Raw genomic sequence first — 18,058 nt, 5'->3', positions numbered from 1 at the left:
GAATCCCCTTGCTGTAATAGTGTCCGCGGCATCCACGCGGCACCCTGTGCGGCATGGGACATTCACACGGCTCGCACGGCCACTCGCACGGTTCGGCCACCCGCACCTTCGCGCTGGTCACCCTGATCAACCTGGCCTACACCGCCTTGGAGGCGGGCTACGGCTTCTACACCAATTCGCTGGCGCTCCTGTCCGACGCCCTGCACAACCTGGGCGATGTCCTCGGACTCGGCCTGGCCTGGGCGGCGGCGGCGCTGGCGCGCCGTCCCCCGACCAGCAGCCACACCTACGGATGGCGCCGCGCCACCCTGCTTTCCCCGCTCGCCAACTCGGTCCTGCTGATGGTGTTCTCCGGCGCGCTGGGCTGGGAGGCGATCCGCCGCTTCAGCGCGCCTCCGGCGATTCCCGCCACCCCGGTGATCGTGGTCGCCGCCATCGGCATCGCCATCAATTTGGGCGCCGCCTGGCTGGTCCGGGATGGCCACGCGCATGACCTGAACAAGCGTGGCGCCTTCCTGCACCTGATGGCGGACGCGGCGGTCTCGCTCGCGGCGGTGGTCGCCGGCCTGGGCATGCTGGCGTTCGGCTGGGCCTGGCTCGACCCGCTGACCGCCCTGCTGATCGGCGTGGTCATCGCAATCGGCACCTTCGGCCTGCTGCGCGACAGCTTCAATGCGGCCATGGACGCGGTCCCGCCCAGCATCGACCAGGCCCAGGTCCAGGCCTTCCTGGCCGGCCAGCCCGGCGTGCAGGCGGTCCATCACCTGCACATCTGGCCGCTGGGTGCCGGCGAAATCGCCCTCACCGCGCACCTGGTGCGGCCGGAGGGCGAGGATCACGACGCCTTCATCGATGCCACCCTGCACGCGCTGGACCACCGGTTCGGCATCAACCACGCGACCCTGCAGATCGAGCGCGGCAGCCAGTGCGGGCACGACCTGCACGATGCCGCGCCGCACCATTCGCATTGAGCCCAGCCCGGCCCCGGGGCCGGAACGTCCGCAAAGGTGCCAGGAACGCCTATAATCGGGCGTTTAAGAATTGCCACGGAACCGCTGATGCTCAACGACATCAAGAAAGACGCGCAGGCGCGCATGACCAAGAGCATCGACGCCTTGCGTCACACCCTGGTCAAGGTGCGTACCGGCCGCGCCTCCACCGCCCTGGTCGAACACCTGAAGGTCAACTACTACGGTTCCGATGTGCCGCTGAGCCAGGTCGCCACCGTCGCCGTCTCCGACGCGCGCTCGCTGACCATCACCCCGTGGGAAAAGCAGATCGTCGGCGCGGTCGAGAAGGCCATCCTGGCCTCCGACCTGGGCCTGACCCCGAACACCGCCGGCACCACCATCCGCCTCAACCTGCCCGCGCTCACCGAGGAGCGCCGCCGCGAACTGTCCAAGGTCGTGCATGGCGAAGGCGAGGACACCAAGGTCGCGATCCGCAACATCCGCCGTGACGCCAACCAGCAGGTCAAGGATTTGCTGAAGGACAAGCAGATCACCGAGGACGAGGAGCGTCGCGCGGAAGAAGAGATCCAGAAGCTGACCGACAAGTCGATCAAGGACGTGGACGACGTGGTCAAGGCCAAGGAACAGGAATTGATGGCGGTCTGAGGACTGCCATGTCCACCGCCAGACCCGGTATTCCACGTCATCTGGCCGTCATCATGGACGGCAACGGACGCTGGGCGGAACGCCGCCGGCGTCCGCGCGTGATCGGCCATCGCGCCGGCGCCCGCGCGGTGAACGTGTGCATCGACTTCTGCCTGGAGCGCGGGATCGAGGCGCTGACCCTGTTCGCCTTCTCCAGCGAGAACTGGGGCCGGCCGGAGGAAGAGGTCGGCGCGCTGATGAAGCTGTTCCTCAACGCGCTGGACCGCGAAGTCGACGAACTCGACCGGCGCGGCGTGCGGGTGCGTTTCATCGGCGAGCGCGGACGCTTCCCGCCGGCGATCCGGCAACGCATGGAAGCCGCCGAGGCGCAAACTGGCGCCAATGCCCGGCTGACCCTGGTCATCGCCGCCAGCTACGGCGGCCGCCAGGACATCGCCCAGGCCGCACGCGCGCTGGCCACCGAGGTTGCGGCCGGCCGGCTGCGGCCCGAGGATATCGACGAGGCGGCGATGGGCCGCTGCGTCGCGCTGGCCGATCTGCCGCCGCCGGATCTGTTCATCCGCACCGGCGGCGACCATCGGGTCAGCAACTTCCTGCTGTGGCAACTGGCCTATACCGAACTCTGGTTCACCGAACAGCTGTGGCCGGACATGGACGCGGCGACCCTGCAACGCGCGCTGGACGACTATGCCGGCCGCGAGCGCCGCTTCGGCCTGACCAGCGCCCAGATCGCGCAGAGCGCGACGGAGAACACTTCCGCATGAGCAATCCCGGCGGCACCAAGGTCCGCGTGATCGCGGCATTGACGATGGCGCCGATCGCCATCGCGGCGATCCTACTGCTGTCCACGCCCTGGCTGTCGGCGCTGGCCGCGCTGGTGTTCCTGGTCGGCCTGTGGGAATGGTTCAAGCTGGCGGAAATCGACGACACCCTGCCGCGCACGCTGCTGCTGCTCGCCAACCTGCTGCTGATGGTGCTGCTGGTCTGGGCTTCGGCCGGCTCGCCGGACCTGGTCCCGTTGCGGCTGGTCTCCCTGCTGGGCGTGTTCTGGTGGGTGCTGGCGCTGCTGTGGTTGCGCTTCTTCGATTTCGCCTCGGATCACGAGACCTGGGCCCGCGGTTTCAAGCTGGCCGCCGGAACCCTGGCGATCGTGCCGGCCTGGTGCGCGCTCTGCCTGATCCATGCCGGCCAGCCCTACGGCCATCGCTGGCTGTTCGTGGCCCTGGCGATCGTCTGGGCCGCCGACAGCGGCGCCTACTTCGCCGGCCGCCATTTCGGCGGCCGCCTGTTCAGCCGCAAGCTGGCGCCCCGCATCAGTCCCAACAAGACCATCGAGGGCGTGTTCGGCGGCATCGTGGCCGGCCTGCTGGTCGCCGCGGCCGGCACGTTCTTTGCCGGTGCCGGCCTGGTCGAGCTGCCCTACGTGCTGATCGTCTCGGTGGCGACCGTGCTGTTCTCGGTGGTGGGCGACCTGTTCGAAAGCCTGCTCAAGCGCCACGTCGGCGCCAAGGACTCCGGCGACGTCATCCCGGGCCATGGCGGCGTGCTCGACCGTGTCGACGGCGTGCTGGCCGCGCTGCCGATTTTCGCGCTGGGCAAGGAACTGTTCGGGTTCTGACATGGCAACCGGCAGCACGCTCCAGCGGGTGGCGGTGTTGGGCGCCACCGGTTCCATCGGCGCCTCGGCGCTGGACGTGATCGCGCGCCACCCTCAGCGCCTGCAGGCGACGGTGCTGGCCGCCGGCAGCCAGGTGGAAGCGCTGCTCGAACTGTGCCAGCGCCACCAGCCGCGCCATGCGGTCATCGCCCGCGATGATCTATATCCCGCCCTGCGCGACGGCCTGCGCGAACGCGGGCTGGCCACCGAGGCCCACGCCGGCATGGTGGCGCTGGATCGCCTGGCTGCCGACGGGGAATGCGACACCGTGGTGGCCGCCATCGTCGGCGCGGCCGGCCTTTCCTCGACCCTGGCCGCCGCGCGCGCGGGCAAGCGCCTGCTGCTGGCGAACAAGGAGTCGCTGGTCCTGGCCGGCGAACTGATGACCCGCGCCTGCGACGCCGCCGGCGCCGAAATCATTCCCATCGACAGCGAGCACAACGCCATCTTCCAGTGCCTGCGTTCACGCCAGGCTAAGGACGACGTTCGCCGCATCGTACTGACCGCTTCCGGCGGGCCGTTCCGCGGCCGTGGCCGTGCCGAGCTGGCCGGGGTCACGCCGGCGCAGGCGGTCGCGCACCCGAAGTGGTCGATGGGACCGAAAATCTCGGTCGACTCGGCGACCCTGATGAACAAGGGCCTGGAACTGATCGAGGCGCATCACCTGTTCGGCCTGTCCGGGGACCGGCTGGGCGTGCTGGTCCATCCGCAGAGCCTGGTGCACTCGCTGGTGGAATTCGTGGACGGTTCCACCCTCGCGCAACTGGGCCTGCCGGACATGCGGACCGCGCTGGCGGTGGGCCTGGGCTGGCCGGATCGGATCGACTCGGGCGTCGCCGGCCTGGATTTGCTGGCCCACGGACGGCTGGACTTCGAGGCCCCGGATACCGACGCCTTCCCTTGCCTGCGGCTGGCCTGCGAAGCGCTGGATGCCGGCGGCACCGCACCCGCGGTCCTGAACGCGGCCAACGAAGTGGCCGTTTCAGCCTTTCTTCAGGGCAAAATCCGTTTCCTATCCATTCCCGCGCTGGTCGAGGAAGCCCTCGCCGCGCTGCCTGCCGCGCCCGCGGATTCACTGGAGGCGCTGCTGGAAGCCGATGCACGGGCCCGACGCATCACCGAAACCACCATCGCAGGTCGTGCCGCCCGTGCTTGAGTGCCCTTTCACAACCCGTGAGCGGTTCCGATGAGCGAGGTGCTGGGTTCCCTGCTGTGGATGATCGTCGCCATCGGCGTGCTGGTCACGTTCCATGAGTTCGGCCACTACTGGGTGGCCCGTCGTTGTGGGGTCAAGGTACTGCGCTTTTCGGTCGGTTTCGGCCGCCCGCTATGGTCGCGCCGGAACCGCCACGGCACCGAGTTCGCGATCGCCGCCATCCCGCTGGGCGGTTACGTGAAGATGCTGGACGAGGCTGAAGGCGACGTCTCCATCGCCGAACAGCCCCAGGCCTTCAACCGCAAGCCGGTCCTGCAACGGATCGCCATCGTCGCGGCCGGTCCGATCGCCAACCTGGTGCTGTGCGTGGCCCTGCTCTGGGCGATGTTCGTCATCGGCCGTCCGGACTATTCCGCCACCCTGGGACCGACCACCGGTATTGCCGCCGAAGCCGGCCTGCACGGCGGCGACCGGATCGAGGCGGTCGACGACCGGACCATCAACACGTGGATGGAAGCGCTGCAGACCCTGACCATGGCGGCGATGGACGGCCGCGATGCGCGGTTGCGGGTCATCGACGCCGATGGCAACGAGCAGGACCGGACCCTGGCCCTGTCCAGACTGCCGGTCGGCTTCAATCAGGAAAACGTGGGAGGCGCCGCCGGACTCTCCTGGCGCCACCTGCTGCTGCCGGCGACCGTCACCGCGATCAAGCCCGGCAGCGCCGCGGACGGCGTGCTCAAGCCTGGCGACACCATCACCGCGGTGGATGGTCAACCCGTGCACCAGTTTGGCGACCTTTATCCGCTGGTCGACCAGTTGGGCCAGCGCGGCGGCGCGGCCATGATCGAGGTCGACCGCGAGGGTGCGCGGCATGCCTTCGAACTGCAACCCCGGCAAATCCGGGATCCGGAAACCGGCAAGGTGACCTGGGCGCTGGGCCTGGAGCCCCCCAAGTCGCTGCCACCGGCCGAGTACGACGCCCTCCAGCAGTTCGGCCCCCTCGCCGCCGTCCCGGCGGCCCTGCGCGAGACCGGCAAGATGACCGCCGATTCGCTGGGGATGATCCGGCGCATGCTGACCGGGCACGCCTCGGTCAAGAACGTGTCCGGCCCCATCACCATCGCCCGGGTCGCCAACAACACCGCCAAGCGGGGCGTGGCCTGGTTTCTCTATTTCCTGGCGCTGGTGTCGCTGAGCCTGGCCATCCTTAACCTGCTGCCCATCCCCGTCTTGGACGGCGGACACCTGCTGTATTACCTTATTGAGTTGGTCAAGGGCAGTCCGTTGAGCGAACGCAGCATGGTGACCGGGCAGTACATCGGCCTGGCCCTGCTGGCGGGCCTGATGGGTCTGGCGTTCTACAACGACATCCTCCGTCTGGTGACTTGATGCTTTTGAACTTTTTTGTGCCGGTCTGCTCAAAGCCCGCCAGCCCCCAGCATGACTTTTCCCGGCAAACGCCTGCCCTGCAGGCCCGCCACCTACCGGATGTGATGATGACGCGACAGCCCACCCGCCGCCTGCTCGCCCTGGCCCTGGCCTCGGCCCTTACCGCCCCCGCCTGGGCGCAGACGGCCCTGCCCCCCATCGTCGCCCCCGCCGAAGCGGAGGCCGGCAGCTTCACCGCCAGCGACATCCGCATCGATGGCCTGCAGCGCATCTCCGCCGGTACCGTGCTGACCTACCTGCCGATCGAACGTGGCGATACCGTCACCTCCTCGCGCGTGGGCGACGCCATCCGTGCGCTGTACAAGACCGGCTTCTTCCAGGATGTGCGCCTGGACCGCCAGGACAACATCCTGGTGGTCACCGTGGTCGAACGGCCCGCCATCAACAAGCTGACCGTGACCGGCAACAAGGACATCAAGACCGAACAGCTGATGACCGGCCTGAAGGACATCGGCCTGTCCGAGGGCGACACCTTCGATCGCCTGAGCCTGGACCGCGTCACCCAGGAGCTGATCAAGCAGTACAACAATCGCGGCAAGTACAACGTCGAAATCACCCCGACGGTCAGCCCGCTGGACCGCAACCGCGTCGACATCACCATCGCCATCAAGGAAGGCAAGGCCGCCAAGATCCGCCACGTCAACCTGGTCGGCACCGAGAAGTTCCAGAACGAGGACATCCTCAAGACCTGGGAATCCAAGGAACACAACTGGCTGTCCTGGTACCGCCGCGACGATCAGTACTCCAAGGAAAAGCTCTCCGGCGACATGGAGAAGCTGAATTCCTGGTACCTGGATCGTGGCTATGTCGACTTCAGCATCGATTCCACCCAGGTGTCGATCAGCCCCGACAAGCGCGACATGTTCCTCACCGCGGGCATCACCGAGGGCGAGCAGTACAAGGTCTCCGAGGTCAAGGTCACCGGCGATACCGTGCTGCCGCAGGAGAACGTCGAGCGCATGGTGATCGTCAAGCCGGGCCAGATTTTCTCGCGCCGGCTGCTGGAAATCACTTCCGACGGCATCACCGCCACCCTCAGCAACATCGGCTACGCATTTGCCCAGGTCAACCCGATTCCGTCGGTGGACCGCGAGAAGCGCACCGTCGCCCTGAACTTCCAGGTCGTGCCCGGCCCACGCGTCAACGTCCGCCGCATCGTCTTCAAGGGCAACGCGCGTACCTCCGACGAAGTGATGCGTCGCGAGATGCGCCAGTTCGAAGGCTCCTGGTACTCGCAGGCGGCGATCGACCGTTCGAAGATCCGCCTGCAGCGCCTGGGCTACTTCGAGACCGTCGACGTAGAGACGCCCGCGGTTCCCGGCACCAACGACCAGGTCGACGTCGTCTATACGGTCAAGGAAACCACCTCGGGCAGCTTCGTGTTCGGCCTGGGCTACTCGCAGCTGTCCGGCATGACCACTTCGATCCAGCTGTCGCAGAACAACTTCCTCGGCAGCGGCAACCGCGTATCGGTCGAGGCGCAGCGCAGCGACTACCTGCAGCGCTACTCGTTCTCGTTCCTGAATCCGTTCTTCACCGACGAGGGCATGTCGCTCGGCTACAACCTGTGGTGGCGCGAGTATGACTATTCCGACTTCAACACCGCACAGTACTCCAGCACGAGTGCCGCGGCGCAGGCCGTCCTGGGCCTGCCGTTGACCGAAACCGACAGCGTGTCGCTGCTGTTCGGCATCGATCGCAACCAGATCAACTACAACAGTGCGACTCCGAGTTCGATCGTGGATTACATCAACGCGATCGGCCAGCGCACGTTCCACGCCTGGCGCTCGGAAATCGGCTGGGCGCGCGATACCCGCAACGACTACTTCATGCCCACCGCCGGTACCTATCAGCGCGTGTCGGCTGAAATCACCCTGCCCGGCTCGACCGTCGAGTACTACAAGCTCAATTACGAATTCTCCAAGTACTGGCCGCTCACCCCGTCGCTGGTCCTGAATACCCGCTTCGACTTCGGCTACGGCGACAGCTGGGGCAAGGACACGACGCGGAATCTCTGCCGCATGCTGCCTACTGATCCGGCCATTCCGGGCGAAGCCAATGCGGCGGCAACCACCGACAGTACCGGTCCGTGTGCGCCAGGTTCGGTACTTCATCAAACGCTGACCGCCACCGGCCTGCCGTTCTTCGAGAACTTCTATGCCGGCGGCGTGCGTTCGGTGCGTGGCTTCAGCGACAACACGCTGGGTCCACGTTCGGAAGCCAACGGCTACTACTGGCGCGGCCAACCGCTCGGCGGGTCGCTGAAGACGGTCGGTTCGCTGGAAATGTATTTCCCGCGCCTGTTCGATTCCAACGCCGCGCGCATTTCTGCGTTCTTCGACTTCGGCAACGTGTTCGACGGATACGACAACTTCGACGCCGGTGAACTGCGTGCTTCCGCGGGCGTGGCGCTGCTGTGGCGCGCGCCGGTCGGTCCGATCTCGATCAGCTATGCGTTCCCGCTGAAGAAGAAGGACGGCGACGAAATCGAGCGCCTGCAGTTCACCTTCGGCGGCGGCTTCTGATCGAAGGCGCCGCGTGCGGGGGGCTCCATCGCCCCCCGTATGGTGTAGCCCGTATTTCCGGCGTGTCCGGGGGTACGGCGACGAAACTGGGCGAGGCGCTACAATTGCGCCCCATGACCGTTTCCCCCCTTTCCGCCGCCGCGCTCGCCGAGCGCTTCTCGCTGGGCCTGCATGGCGACGGCACCGTGGCCGTCGACGGCGTGGCGACCCTCGCCCGCGCCGGCCGCCACCAGCTCGCCTTCCTTGCCAATTCCCGCTACCGCTCGCAGCTGGCCGAATCGGCCGCGGGCATTGTCGTGCTGCGTGCCGATGACGCGGAGGCGGCGCCGGGCACGGCACTCATCGCCAAGGACCCATACACGGCCTTCGCCAAGATCGCGGCGCTGTTCGAACAACGCCCCGCCCGCCCAGCGGGCATCCATCCCAGCGCGGTGATCGATCCCTCGGCCCGGGTATCGCCCGGCGCGCATGTCGGTCCCTTCGTCAGCATCGGCGCCCGTGCCGAAATCGGCGAGGGTTGCATCATCGGCCCGCACTGCGTCATCGGCGACGATTGCGTCGTCGGGGCCGGCAGCGAGCTGATCGCGCGGGTCACCCTGGTCGTCCGCGTGCGCCTGGGCCAACGCGTGCTGATCCACCCGGGCGCTGTGCTGGGCGCCGACGGTTTCGGGCTGGCGATGGATGCCGGCCACTGGATCAAGGTACCGCAGCAGGGTGGCGTGGTGGTCGGCGACGACTGCGAGATTGGCGCCAACACCACCATCGATCGCGGCGCACTCGACGATACCGTGCTGGAAGAGGACGTTCGCCTGGACAACCAGATCCAGATCGGCCACAACGTGCGCATCGGCGCGCATACCGCGATGGCCGGCTGCAGCGCCGCTGCCGGCAGCGCGAAGATCGGCCGCTACTGCCTCATTGGTGGCGCCGCCGGCGTCCTCGGCCATCTGGAAATCTGCGATCGCGTGGTCATCACCGCGATGTCGCTGGTGACCAGTTCCATCCATGAGCCGGGCGAATACTCGTCCGGCACCCCGCTTACCGACAACCGGACCTGGCGCAAGAACGCCGCCCGGTTCAAGCAACTCGACGCACTGGCACGCCGCGTGCTGGCCGCGGACAAGGAATGAACATGACCGAACCCGAAGTGAAGCTCCCCATCGACGTCGTCACCATCCAGAAACTGCTGCCGCACCGCTATCCGTTCCTGCTGGTGGACAAGGTGGTGGAGTTCGAAGCGCACAAGCGCATCGTCGGCATCAAGAACGTGACCATCAACGAACCGTTCTTCCAGGGCCACTTCCCCGGCCATCCCGTGATGCCCGGTGTGCTGGTAATTGAGGCCCTGGCCCAGGCCGGTGGCGTGCTGACCCAGATTTCGCGCGGGCTGTGCGGTGGCGACCGGCTGTTCTACCTGGTCAAGGTCGACAACGTCCGCTTCTCGCGCATGGTGGTGCCCGGCGACGTGCTGGAACTGCACGTGGAAATCAAGCGGGTCATCCGCAACATGACCCTGTATACCTGCGTGGCCAAGGTCGCCGGCAACGAGGTCGCCAGCGCCGAGGTGCTGTGCGCCGAGACCCCGGCATGAGTACCGATATCCATCCGAGCGCGGTCATCGATCCGGGCGCGCGCCTGGGCGCGAACGTGCGCGTCGGTCCGTTCAGCCTGATCGGCGACGGCGTTGAAATCGGCGACGGCACCGTCATCGGCCCGCATTGCAGCGTGACCGGTCCCACCCGGATCGGCCGCGACAACCACCTGGTCGGCCATGTCGCCGCGGGCGGGGATCCGCAGGACAAGAAGTTCGCCGGCGAACGCACCGAACTGGTCATCGGCGACCGCAACATCATCCGCGAGTTCGTCACCCTCAACCGCGGCACCGGCAGCGGCGGCGGCATCACACGCATCGGCGACGACAACCTGCTGCTGGCCTATACGCACGTCGCGCACGACTGCGTGATCGGCAACCACTGCGTGTTCTCCAACAACTCGACCCTGGCCGGGCACGTCACCGTCGAGGACTGGGTGATCATGAGCGGCTTCTCCGGCGCCCACCAGTTCTGCCGCATCGGCGCACACGCCTTCATCGGCATGGGCGCGCTGGTCAATGGCGACGTCCCGCCGTACACGATGGTCGGCAGCGATTCGCTGGGCCGGCCGCGTGGCATCAACAGCGAGGGACTGAAGCGGCGCGGCTTCGACAGCGAACGCATCTCCGCGATCAAGCGTGCCTACCGTACGTTGTACGTCGCCGGCCTGCCGCTGGCCGAGGCCAAGCAGCAACTGGCGGAACAGGCCCAGTCCAGCGAAGACGTTCGTGCCCTGCTCGATTTCATCGAACGCGGCGAGAGGCCGCTGCTGAGATGAATTCCCCCGCGCGCCGCCCGCGCATCGCGCTGGTGGCCGGCGAGGCTTCCGGCGACGGGCTGGGGGCCGGCCTCATCGCCGCATTGCGCGAACGCTGGCCCGACGCCGAATTCGCCGGCATCGGCGGCGATGGCATGCGCCGCGAAGGCTGCCAGACCTGGTTCGACGCGGGCGAACTGGCGGTGATGGGCCTGTCCGAGGTACTGCGCCACCTGCCCCGCCTGCTGAAGCTGCGGCGTGCGTTCCGCGAACGCGTGCTGGCCTGGCGGCCGGATGTGTTCATCGGCATCGATGCCCCCGACTTCAACCTGGGCGTGGAGCGCTGGCTCAAGCAGCGCGGGATCCGCACCGTGCACTACGTCAGCCCCTCCGTCTGGGCCTGGCGCGAGAAGCGCGCGCAGAAGATCGGCGCCAGCGCCGACCGTGTGCTGTGCCTGTTCCCGATGGAACCGCCCATCTACGCCCGCCATGGCGTCGATGCGCGCTTCGTCGGCCACCCCATGGCGGACGACATGCCGCTGCAACCGGACCGCGCCGCCGCCCGGCGGGCGCTGGACCTGCCGGCCGACGCGCCGGTGCTGGCCCTGCTGCCCGGTAGTCGGCTGGGTGAAATCCAGCGGCTCGCGCCACCCTTCCTGGAAGCGGCACAGCGCGTCGCCCGCGAGATACCGGCACTGCGCGTGTGCGTTCCGGCCGCCAACGCCGCCTGCCGCGAACAACTCGAAACCCTGCTCGCCGATCCGCAACTGGCCGTGACGAACCTGCATCTGCTCGACGGCCATGCCCGCACCGCGCTGTACGCGGCCGATGTGGTCCTGCTGGCTTCCGGCACGGCGACCCTGGAAACCATGCTCGCCAAGCGCCCGATGGTGGTGGGCTACAAGGTCGCGCCGATGACCTATCGCATCGTCAAGGCGCTGGGCCTGCTGAAGGTGGAGCGCTACGCCCTGCCCAATGTACTGGCAGGCGAAGACCTGGCGCCGGAACTGATGCAGGACGACTGCACGCCCGACAAACTGGCCGATGCCGTGCTGCACTGGTTCCGCGCGCCGCAGGAAGCCGCCGCCCTGCAGCCGAAGTACCTGCACCTGCACGAGCAATTGCGCCAGGATGCTTCCGCGCGCGCCGCCGACGCGGTGTCCGAGCTGCTGGAACCCGCCGCGCCCGTGGGCATCCGCTAGAATCGCGCCATGCTTCCGAACGGTTCGCTGTTTCCCGCCCCCGTCTTCCGCCTGATCGCCGGCGTGGACGAAGCCGGCCGCGGCCCGCTGGCCGGACCGGTATCGGTGGCCGCGGTGATCCTGGATCCGGATCGCCCCATCGACGGCCTCAACGATTCCAAGCAGCTGACCGAAGTCCAGCGCGAGGCGCTGTATCCGTTGATCATCGAACGCGCGCTCGCCTGGCGGGTCGAGTTGGTGCAGCGCGAGGAAATCGACACGCTCAACATCCTGCAGGCCACGATGGAAGGCATGCGGCGCGCGGTCCGCGCGTTGCAGCCGGCGGCCGAACTCGCGCGCATCGATGGCAACCGGATTCCCACCCGCCTGCCGTGTCCGGCCGAGGCGCTGGTGGGCGGCGATCGGCTCGATGCCGCGATCATGGCCGCATCCATCCTCGCCAAGGTCACCCGCGACCGCGCGATGGTGGCATTGCATGCGCAGTTCCCGCAGTACGGTTTCGCCAACCACAAAGGCTATTCCACGCCCGAACACCTGGCCGCGCTCACCCTGCATGGCCCCTGCCCGCTGCACCGCCGCAGTTTCGCGCCCGTTCGCGTCGCGCTGGAAGCGCACGGCATGGCCTAAAGCGCGGAGTTCCCGCGCCTCCCCGCCGCCGGTCGGATGAACAGGACGCCCTGTCCTTGGTCACGCCGACTTCCAGCAGTCGAAACAATCCTCGCAACCCTGCAGGCTGTTATCGCATCTCCTCCATGAGGAATGCCGTCTTCCAAGGATCACGGTGACACGCCCCGGCCCCCGACGGTCTCGCGAGAACTGCCATGAACCTGCATCCCGACCATGCCGCTCCGGAACCCGGAGCGCCGTCCCCCGAATCCCGTTGCGGCTCCCCCACCGGCAACGGCCCCGCCTCCTATCAACACCTGGCCGCGCTGGTACGCGGGATCTGTCCGGATGCACCGTCGCCGGGCATCGACGGTCCGCAACGCATCGCGGCGCTGCTGGAAGACACCGCCTGGAACTGCGAGCCCGCGATCAGGGCTGGCCTGGCCGCCGTGCTGGCGCGACTCGCCCAGCCTGCCGGACAGCCGATGGACGCCCTGCCATCGGACCTGTCCTGGCCCCGCCTGTGGCGGGAGGTCGAGGCGCACGATGATTTCCTGCGTCTGCGCGATGTCGAGTCGAACCTGCGACATGCGGAGGTTGGCGCCTTCCCGTTCGATCGGCACGACTGGGAACACGCGCGCGAGGAGGAATGCGCCCTGCGCGAACACCATCGGCAGGTCCGTGAAACCAGCTACGCGCCCGCGCAACCGGCGGTGTTCCGGGTGCATTGAGCCGGCCGCCGGGACGCTTCGCGCCCGCCATGCGCCCAGGCAGCCCGGGCTCGCCGGCCCGGGCGCCGATGTCAAGCCTTGCCCCTCCCCACCCCCGCCGGTAACCTGCCCGGACAGTCTTCCGAGCCGGCATGTCCTCCCGCTTCGTTCATCTCCACCTGCACACCGAGTTCTCGATGGCGGATTCGATCATCCGCGTGCCCGAGAAGCCGGATCAGGCCGACCCCAAGAAAGCCAAGCAGGCCAACCTGCTCAGCCGCGCGGTGGAACTGCGCATGCCGGCGCTGGCGGTCACCGATCGCAACAACCTGTTCGCCCTGGTCAAGTTCTACAAGGCCGCCGAAAGCGTCGGCATCAAGCCGATCGCCGGCGCCGACGTGCTGGTGGCCGAGGGCAACGAGACGCCGTGGCCGGTGACCCTGCTGTGCCGGGATCGCGAGGGCTACCTGTCGTTGTCGCGCCTGCTCACCCGCGCGTGGATGGAAGGTCACCGCAACGACGGCGTCGCCATCGATCCGCAGTGGTTGCATGAGGATCGCCAGGGCCTGTTCGCGTTGATGGGCCGCCAGAGCCAGGCCGGCCGGCTGGCGCTGAGCGGACGGCATGAACTGGCCGAGCAGCACCTGGCCGAATGGCAGCGCAGTTTCGGCGAGGATCTGCATCTCGAACTGACCCGCACCCAGCGCGATGGCGAGGAGGCGTTCAACGCGTTCGCGCTGCACGCTTCGGCCAAGCGCGGCCTGCCGGTCATCGCCAGCAACGACGTGCGGTTCCTGTCGCCGGACGGATTCGACGCGCACGAGGCGCGCGTGTGCATCGCCTCCGGCCGCGTGCTGGACGACCCGAAGCGGCCCCGCGAGTACAGCCCCGAGCAGTACATGAAGTCGGCCGAGGAAATGGCCGCGCTGTTCGCCGACGTGCCCGACGCCATCGACAACACGCTGGCGCTGGCGCAGCGCTGCAACATCGAGATGCGGCTGGGCACCTACTTCCTGCCCGCCTATCCGGTGCCGGAAAACGAGACCCTGGACAGCTGGATCCGCAGCCAGGCCCGGACCGGCCTGGAAGAACGGCTGGAGAAGAACCCGCTCGCCCCCGGCAAGTCCCGCGAGGATTACTTCGAACGGCTGGAGTTCGAGCTGGACACCATCATCAAGATGGGCTTCCCCGGCTACTTCCTGATCGTGGGCGACTTCATCCAGTGGGGCAAGAACCACGGCATCCCGATCGGCCCGGGCCGCGGTTCGGGCGCCGGTTCGCTGGTGGCGTGGGCGCTGAAGATCACCGATCTGGATCCGCTGCCCTACAACCTGCTGTTCGAGCGCTTCCTCAACCCGGAACGCGTGTCGATGCCCGACTTCGACATCGACTTCTGCATGGACCGGCGCGACGAGGTGATCGACTACGTCGCGCGCAAGTACGGCCGCGACCGGGTCAGCCAGATCATCACCTACGGCACCATGGCGGCGAAGGCGGTGGTGCGCGACGCCGGCCGCGTGCTGGGCTTTCCCTACGGTCTGGTCGATGGCGTCGCCAAGCTGATCCCGAACATCCTCGGCGTGACGCTGAAGGATGCGATGGGCGAAGGCAACAGCGAAATGGCCTCGCAGGAGCTGATCGAACGCTACAACAGCGAGGACGATGTCCGCGATCTGATCGACCTGGCGCGCCAGTTGGAAGACCTGACCCGCAACGCCGGCAAGCACGCCGGCGGCGTGGTCATCGCGCCGTCGCCGCTGTCGGACTTCTGCCCGCTGTTCGCCGAACACGACGAGGGCATGCTGGGCCGGAACCCGGTCACCCAGTTCGACAAGAACGACGTCGAGGAAGTCGGCCTGGTGAAGTTCGACTTCCTGGGCCTGCGCACGCTGACCATCATCGACTGGGCGGTCAAGGCCATCAACCGCCGCCACGAACGCGCGGGCGTGCCGCCGATCGACATCGCGACGATTCCGCTGGACGACGCCGCCACCTATCGCCAGGTTTTCGCTTCCGGCAACACCGGCGCGGTGTTCCAGTTCGAATCCTCCGGCATGCGCCGGCTGCTGAAGGACGCCAAGCCCGACCGCTTCGAGGATCTGATCGCGCTGGTATCGCTGTACCGACCCGGCCCGATGGACCTGATTCCCAGCTTCGTCGACCGCAAGCACGGGCGCGAGGAAGTCGAGTATCCCGATCCGCGCACCGAAGCAATCCTGAAGGACACCTACGGCATCATGGTGTACCAGGAGCAGGTGATGCAGATGGCGCAGATCGTCGGCGCCTACTCGCTCGGCGGCGCCGACCTGCTGCGTCGCGCGATGGGCAAGAAGGTGCCGGCCGAAATGGCCAAGCACCGCGAGATCTTCCGCGAGGGCGCCGGCAAGGGCGGCGTCGACGAGAAGAAGGCCGACGAAATCTTCGACCTGATGGAGAAGTTCGCCGGCTACGGTTTCAACAAGTCGCACGCCGCGGCCTACGCGCTGGTGTCGTACCAGACCGCGTGGCTGAAGTGCCACTATCCGGCCGAGTTCATGGCCGCGGTGCTGTCCTCGGACATGGACAACACCGACAAGGTGGTCGGTTTCCTGGACGAGGCGCGCGGGCTGTCGCTGACCGTGCTGCCGCCGGAGATCAACCACTCGGACTACATGTTCGAGGCGACCGATCCGCGCACCATCCGCTACGGCATCGGCGCCATCAAGGGCGTCGGCCAGGGCCTGTGCGAGACGATCGTCGCCGAACGCCGGCAGGGCGGCGAATTCCGCGACCTGCTGGATTTCTGCAAACGGGTCGATTCCTCCAAGCTCAACCGGCGCGCGCTGGAAGCGATGGTGAATGCCGGCGCGCTTGACGCACTGGGCCGCAATCGCGCCTCGCTGATGCTGCAGTTGCCCGAAGTGCTGAAGGCCACCGATCAACTGGCCAAGGAGCGCGCGGCCGGACAAAGCTCGCTGTTCGGCGGCGGCGATGCCGCGCCCGCGCTGGAAGTGGTGCTGACCGAATCGGACGAGTGGCCGCTGAGCCAATTGCTCAATGGCGAGCGCGAGACACTGGGGCACTACCTCAGCGGGCATCCGATGGATCCCTATCGCGAGGATCTGCGCGCCCTGGTCGGCAGCGACCTGGGTGATCTGGAAAAACTCTGGAGCAACCAGTCGCCGGGCGAAAAGAAGGGCTGGCGCCCGGAAGTCAGCGCGCTGATCGCCGGCCAGGTGGTCGGCGTGCGCCGCAAGGGCGACAGCCAGGTGTTCGTGCAACTGGAGGACGGCCGCGGCCGCATCGAATGCAGTGCGTTCTCCGACGCGATGGCCGAGTTCGGCCCGCTGCTGACCCGCGACCGCATCCTGATCATGAAGGGCGGCCTGCGCGAGGACGAGTTCAACGGCGGCTTCAGCCTGCGCATCCGCCAGTGCTGGGACTACTCGCAGCTGTGCGCGCAGCAGGCGCAGCGGCTGTCGCTGCGGCTGGACCTGCGCGAACCGGGGCTGTGGTCGCGGGTGGAAGCCCTGCTCGCCCGCCACCGCCCCGGCAACACGCCCCTGCGCCTGGATCTGGTGCTGCCCTCCGGCAAGTCGGCCACCGCCGGCATGCTTGACGTCAATGGCAGCCTGTCGGTGCGGGTCGATACCGAACTGGTCGACGCGCTGCGGGCCACCCCTGGCGTGCGCGCGGTCAAGCTGGCGGTGGGCCGCCCCTGGGCGCAGAACCACTGAGGCCCGGTTCCGGGCTCCGGACCGTACTGCACGGCTCGGTATGGAGGCCCCGGCTGGGATAAACTCCCCCCTTTCCGGCCCACGGCCCGCTTGATGAACCCGAACTACCTCGATTTCGAACAACCCATCGCCGATCTGGAAGCCAAGATCCAGGAGCTGCGCAACGCCAGCGCGGGACCGGCGGTGAATGTCGATGCCGAAGTCCATGCCCTGCAGGACAAGCTGCGCGTCCGCACCGCCCAGATCTTCCGCGACCTGACCCCGTGGCAGGTATCGCAGCTGGCCCGCCATCCGGCCCGCCCCTACACCCTGGATTACGCGCGCGTGATCTGCGACGAGTTCCAGGAACTGGCCGGCGATCGCGCCTTCGCCGACGACAAGGCGATCGTTGGCGGCCTGGCCCGCATCAATGGGCGCTCGCTGGTGATCATCGGCCACCAGAAAGGCCGCGATACCAAAGAAAAGATCAAGCGCAACTTCGGCATGCCCAAGCCGGAGGGTTACCGCAAGGCACTGCGGCTGATGAAGCTGGCCGAACGCTTCCGCCTGCCGGTGCTGACCTTCATCGACACCGCCGGCGCCTGGCCGGGCATCGATGCCGAGGAACGCGGTCAGTCCGAGGCGATCGCGCGCAACCTGCTGGAGATGTCGGAACTGAAAGTCCCGGTGATCTGCACCGTGATCGGCGAAGGCGGCTCCGGCGGCGCGCTCGCCATCGGCGTGGGTGATCGCACCCTGATGCTGGAATACAGCACCTACTCGGTGATCACCCCGGAAGGCTGCGCCTCGATCCTGTGGAAGTCGGCCGACAAGGCCAAGGACGCCGCCGAGCAGCTCGGCCTGACCGCCAAGCGCCTGCATTCGCTCGGCCTGGTGGACAAGGTGGTGCGCGAACCCATCGGCGGCGCCCACCGCAATCCGCGCCAGATGGCGACCCGGCTGAAGGCGGTCCTGCTCAACGAACTGGACGCGCTGGAACAGATTCCGGTCGAACAACTGCTGCAGCGCCGTTACGAGCGCCTGCGCAGCTACGGGGCCTACGAGGCCGCCTGAGGGCAAACGCGATGAG

At 67.5% G+C, this 18,058-nt stretch carries 14 protein-coding genes and 1 pseudogene; all 15 read left to right on the top strand.

The features are described 5' to 3' along the window. Positions 1-53: 53 nt before the first annotated feature. The 15 genes and pseudogenes from ACTJI2_RS03520 (at position 54) to ACTJI2_RS03450 (ending at position 18,042) form a co-directional block, all read left to right on the top strand. Positions 54-971, top strand: a complete 918-nt coding sequence (locus tag ACTJI2_RS03520; protein ID WP_183643150.1) for a cation diffusion facilitator family transporter — start codon at positions 54-56, stop codon at positions 969-971. Positions 972-1,058: 87 nt separating this feature from the next. After that, on the top strand, positions 1,059-1,616 hold the full coding sequence (gene frr, locus ACTJI2_RS03515; RefSeq protein WP_183643153.1) for a ribosome recycling factor: 558 nt from the start codon (positions 1,059-1,061) through the stop codon (positions 1,614-1,616). An 8-nt stretch (positions 1,617-1,624) separates the two neighbouring features. Next, complete coding sequence (uppS, locus tag ACTJI2_RS03510) at positions 1,625-2,380, top strand: polyprenyl diphosphate synthase (protein ID WP_183643156.1); 756 nt, start codon at positions 1,625-1,627, stop codon at positions 2,378-2,380. Beyond that, positions 2,377-3,234, top strand: a complete 858-nt coding sequence (locus tag ACTJI2_RS03505) for a phosphatidate cytidylyltransferase (RefSeq protein WP_183643159.1) — start codon at positions 2,377-2,379, stop codon at positions 3,232-3,234. Before uppS ends, ACTJI2_RS03505 begins: the two co-directional genes overlap by 4 nt. 1 nt (position 3,235) lies before the next feature. Next, positions 3,236-4,429, top strand: coding sequence for a 1-deoxy-D-xylulose-5-phosphate reductoisomerase (locus ACTJI2_RS03500; protein ID WP_440841136.1), 1,194 nt, complete (start codon positions 3,236-3,238; stop codon positions 4,427-4,429). Positions 4,430-4,459: 30 nt separating this feature from the next. Then, positions 4,460-5,821 (top strand): RIP metalloprotease RseP, encoded by a 1,362-nt coding sequence (rseP, locus tag ACTJI2_RS03495; RefSeq protein ID WP_203321582.1) that lies wholly within the window; start codon positions 4,460-4,462, stop codon positions 5,819-5,821. A 107-nt stretch (positions 5,822-5,928) separates the two neighbouring features. Beyond that, complete coding sequence (bamA, locus tag ACTJI2_RS03490; protein WP_440841133.1) at positions 5,929-8,406, top strand: outer membrane protein assembly factor BamA; 2,478 nt, start codon at positions 5,929-5,931, stop codon at positions 8,404-8,406. A gap of 113 nt (positions 8,407-8,519) precedes the next feature. Then, entirely contained in the window at positions 8,520-9,536 is a 1,017-nt protein-coding gene (gene lpxD / locus ACTJI2_RS03485; RefSeq protein ID WP_183643171.1) for a UDP-3-O-(3-hydroxymyristoyl)glucosamine N-acyltransferase, read from the top strand. A gap of 2 nt (positions 9,537-9,538) precedes the next feature. Continuing rightward, complete coding sequence (fabZ, locus tag ACTJI2_RS03480; RefSeq protein ID WP_183643174.1) at positions 9,539-9,997, top strand: 3-hydroxyacyl-ACP dehydratase FabZ; 459 nt, start codon at positions 9,539-9,541, stop codon at positions 9,995-9,997. After that, positions 9,994-10,776: an acyl-ACP--UDP-N-acetylglucosamine O-acyltransferase gene (gene lpxA, locus ACTJI2_RS03475; protein WP_192197533.1), complete on the top strand. Its 783-nt coding sequence runs from the start codon at positions 9,994-9,996 to the stop codon at positions 10,774-10,776. The genes fabZ and lpxA overlap by 4 nt, the downstream gene beginning before the upstream one ends. Positions 10,777-10,784: 8 nt before the next feature. Continuing rightward, positions 10,785-11,957, top strand: a pseudogene (lpxB, locus tag ACTJI2_RS03470) (lipid-A-disaccharide synthase); the annotation flags it as partial. A gap of 9 nt (positions 11,958-11,966) precedes the next feature. Continuing rightward, positions 11,967-12,584: a ribonuclease HII gene (gene rnhB / locus ACTJI2_RS03465; protein WP_183643185.1), complete on the top strand. Its 618-nt coding sequence runs from the start codon at positions 11,967-11,969 to the stop codon at positions 12,582-12,584. Positions 12,585-12,778: 194 nt separating this feature from the next. Beyond that, entirely contained in the window at positions 12,779-13,294 is a 516-nt protein-coding gene (locus tag ACTJI2_RS03460) for a hypothetical protein (RefSeq protein WP_440841130.1), read from the top strand. 131 nt (positions 13,295-13,425) lie between these two features. Then, entirely contained in the window at positions 13,426-16,989 is a 3,564-nt protein-coding gene (gene dnaE, locus ACTJI2_RS03455; RefSeq protein WP_192197530.1) for a DNA polymerase III subunit alpha, read from the top strand. Positions 16,990-17,082: 93 nt separating this feature from the next. After that, entirely contained in the window at positions 17,083-18,042 is a 960-nt protein-coding gene (locus ACTJI2_RS03450; RefSeq protein ID WP_141453570.1) for an acetyl-CoA carboxylase carboxyltransferase subunit alpha, read from the top strand. Positions 18,043-18,058: the final 16 nt, after the last annotated feature.

Source organism: Pseudoxanthomonas sp. 22568, assembly GCF_052044485.1.
Lineage (GTDB): Bacteria > Pseudomonadota > Gammaproteobacteria > Xanthomonadales > Xanthomonadaceae > Pseudoxanthomonas_A > Pseudoxanthomonas_A beigongshangi.
The sequence above is the reverse complement of the archived record's forward strand: the minus strand, read 5'-3'. Positions and strand labels throughout refer to the sequence as shown.

Excerpts from the sequence above, each read along its gene's own strand:
- ACTJI2_RS03460 (WP_440841130.1), top strand. The coding sequence starts at position 12,779 with ATGAACCTGCATCCCGACCATGCCGCTCCGGAACCCGGAGCGCCGTCC.
- rnhB (WP_183643185.1), top strand. The coding sequence starts at position 11,967 with ATGCTTCCGAACGGTTCGCTGTTTCCCGCCCCCGTCTTCCGCCTGATC.
- lpxD (WP_183643171.1), top strand. The coding sequence starts at position 8,520 with ATGACCGTTTCCCCCCTTTCCGCCGCCGCGCTCGCCGAGCGCTTCTCG.
- rseP (WP_203321582.1), top strand. The coding sequence starts at position 4,460 with ATGAGCGAGGTGCTGGGTTCCCTGCTGTGGATGATCGTCGCCATCGGC.
- ACTJI2_RS03500 (WP_440841136.1), top strand. The coding sequence starts at position 3,236 with ATGGCAACCGGCAGCACGCTCCAGCGGGTGGCGGTGTTGGGCGCCACC.
- dnaE (WP_192197530.1), top strand. The coding sequence starts at position 13,426 with ATGTCCTCCCGCTTCGTTCATCTCCACCTGCACACCGAGTTCTCGATG.
- lpxA (WP_192197533.1), top strand. The coding sequence starts at position 9,994 with ATGAGTACCGATATCCATCCGAGCGCGGTCATCGATCCGGGCGCGCGC.
- fabZ (WP_183643174.1), top strand. The coding sequence starts at position 9,539 with ATGACCGAACCCGAAGTGAAGCTCCCCATCGACGTCGTCACCATCCAG.
- bamA (WP_440841133.1), top strand. The coding sequence starts at position 5,929 with ATGACGCGACAGCCCACCCGCCGCCTGCTCGCCCTGGCCCTGGCCTCG.
- ACTJI2_RS03450 (WP_141453570.1), top strand. The coding sequence starts at position 17,083 with ATGAACCCGAACTACCTCGATTTCGAACAACCCATCGCCGATCTGGAA.
- uppS (WP_183643156.1), top strand. The coding sequence starts at position 1,625 with ATGTCCACCGCCAGACCCGGTATTCCACGTCATCTGGCCGTCATCATG.
- ACTJI2_RS03505 (WP_183643159.1), top strand. The coding sequence starts at position 2,377 with ATGAGCAATCCCGGCGGCACCAAGGTCCGCGTGATCGCGGCATTGACG.
- ACTJI2_RS03520 (WP_183643150.1), top strand. The coding sequence starts at position 54 with ATGGGACATTCACACGGCTCGCACGGCCACTCGCACGGTTCGGCCACC.
- frr (WP_183643153.1), top strand. The coding sequence starts at position 1,059 with ATGCTCAACGACATCAAGAAAGACGCGCAGGCGCGCATGACCAAGAGC.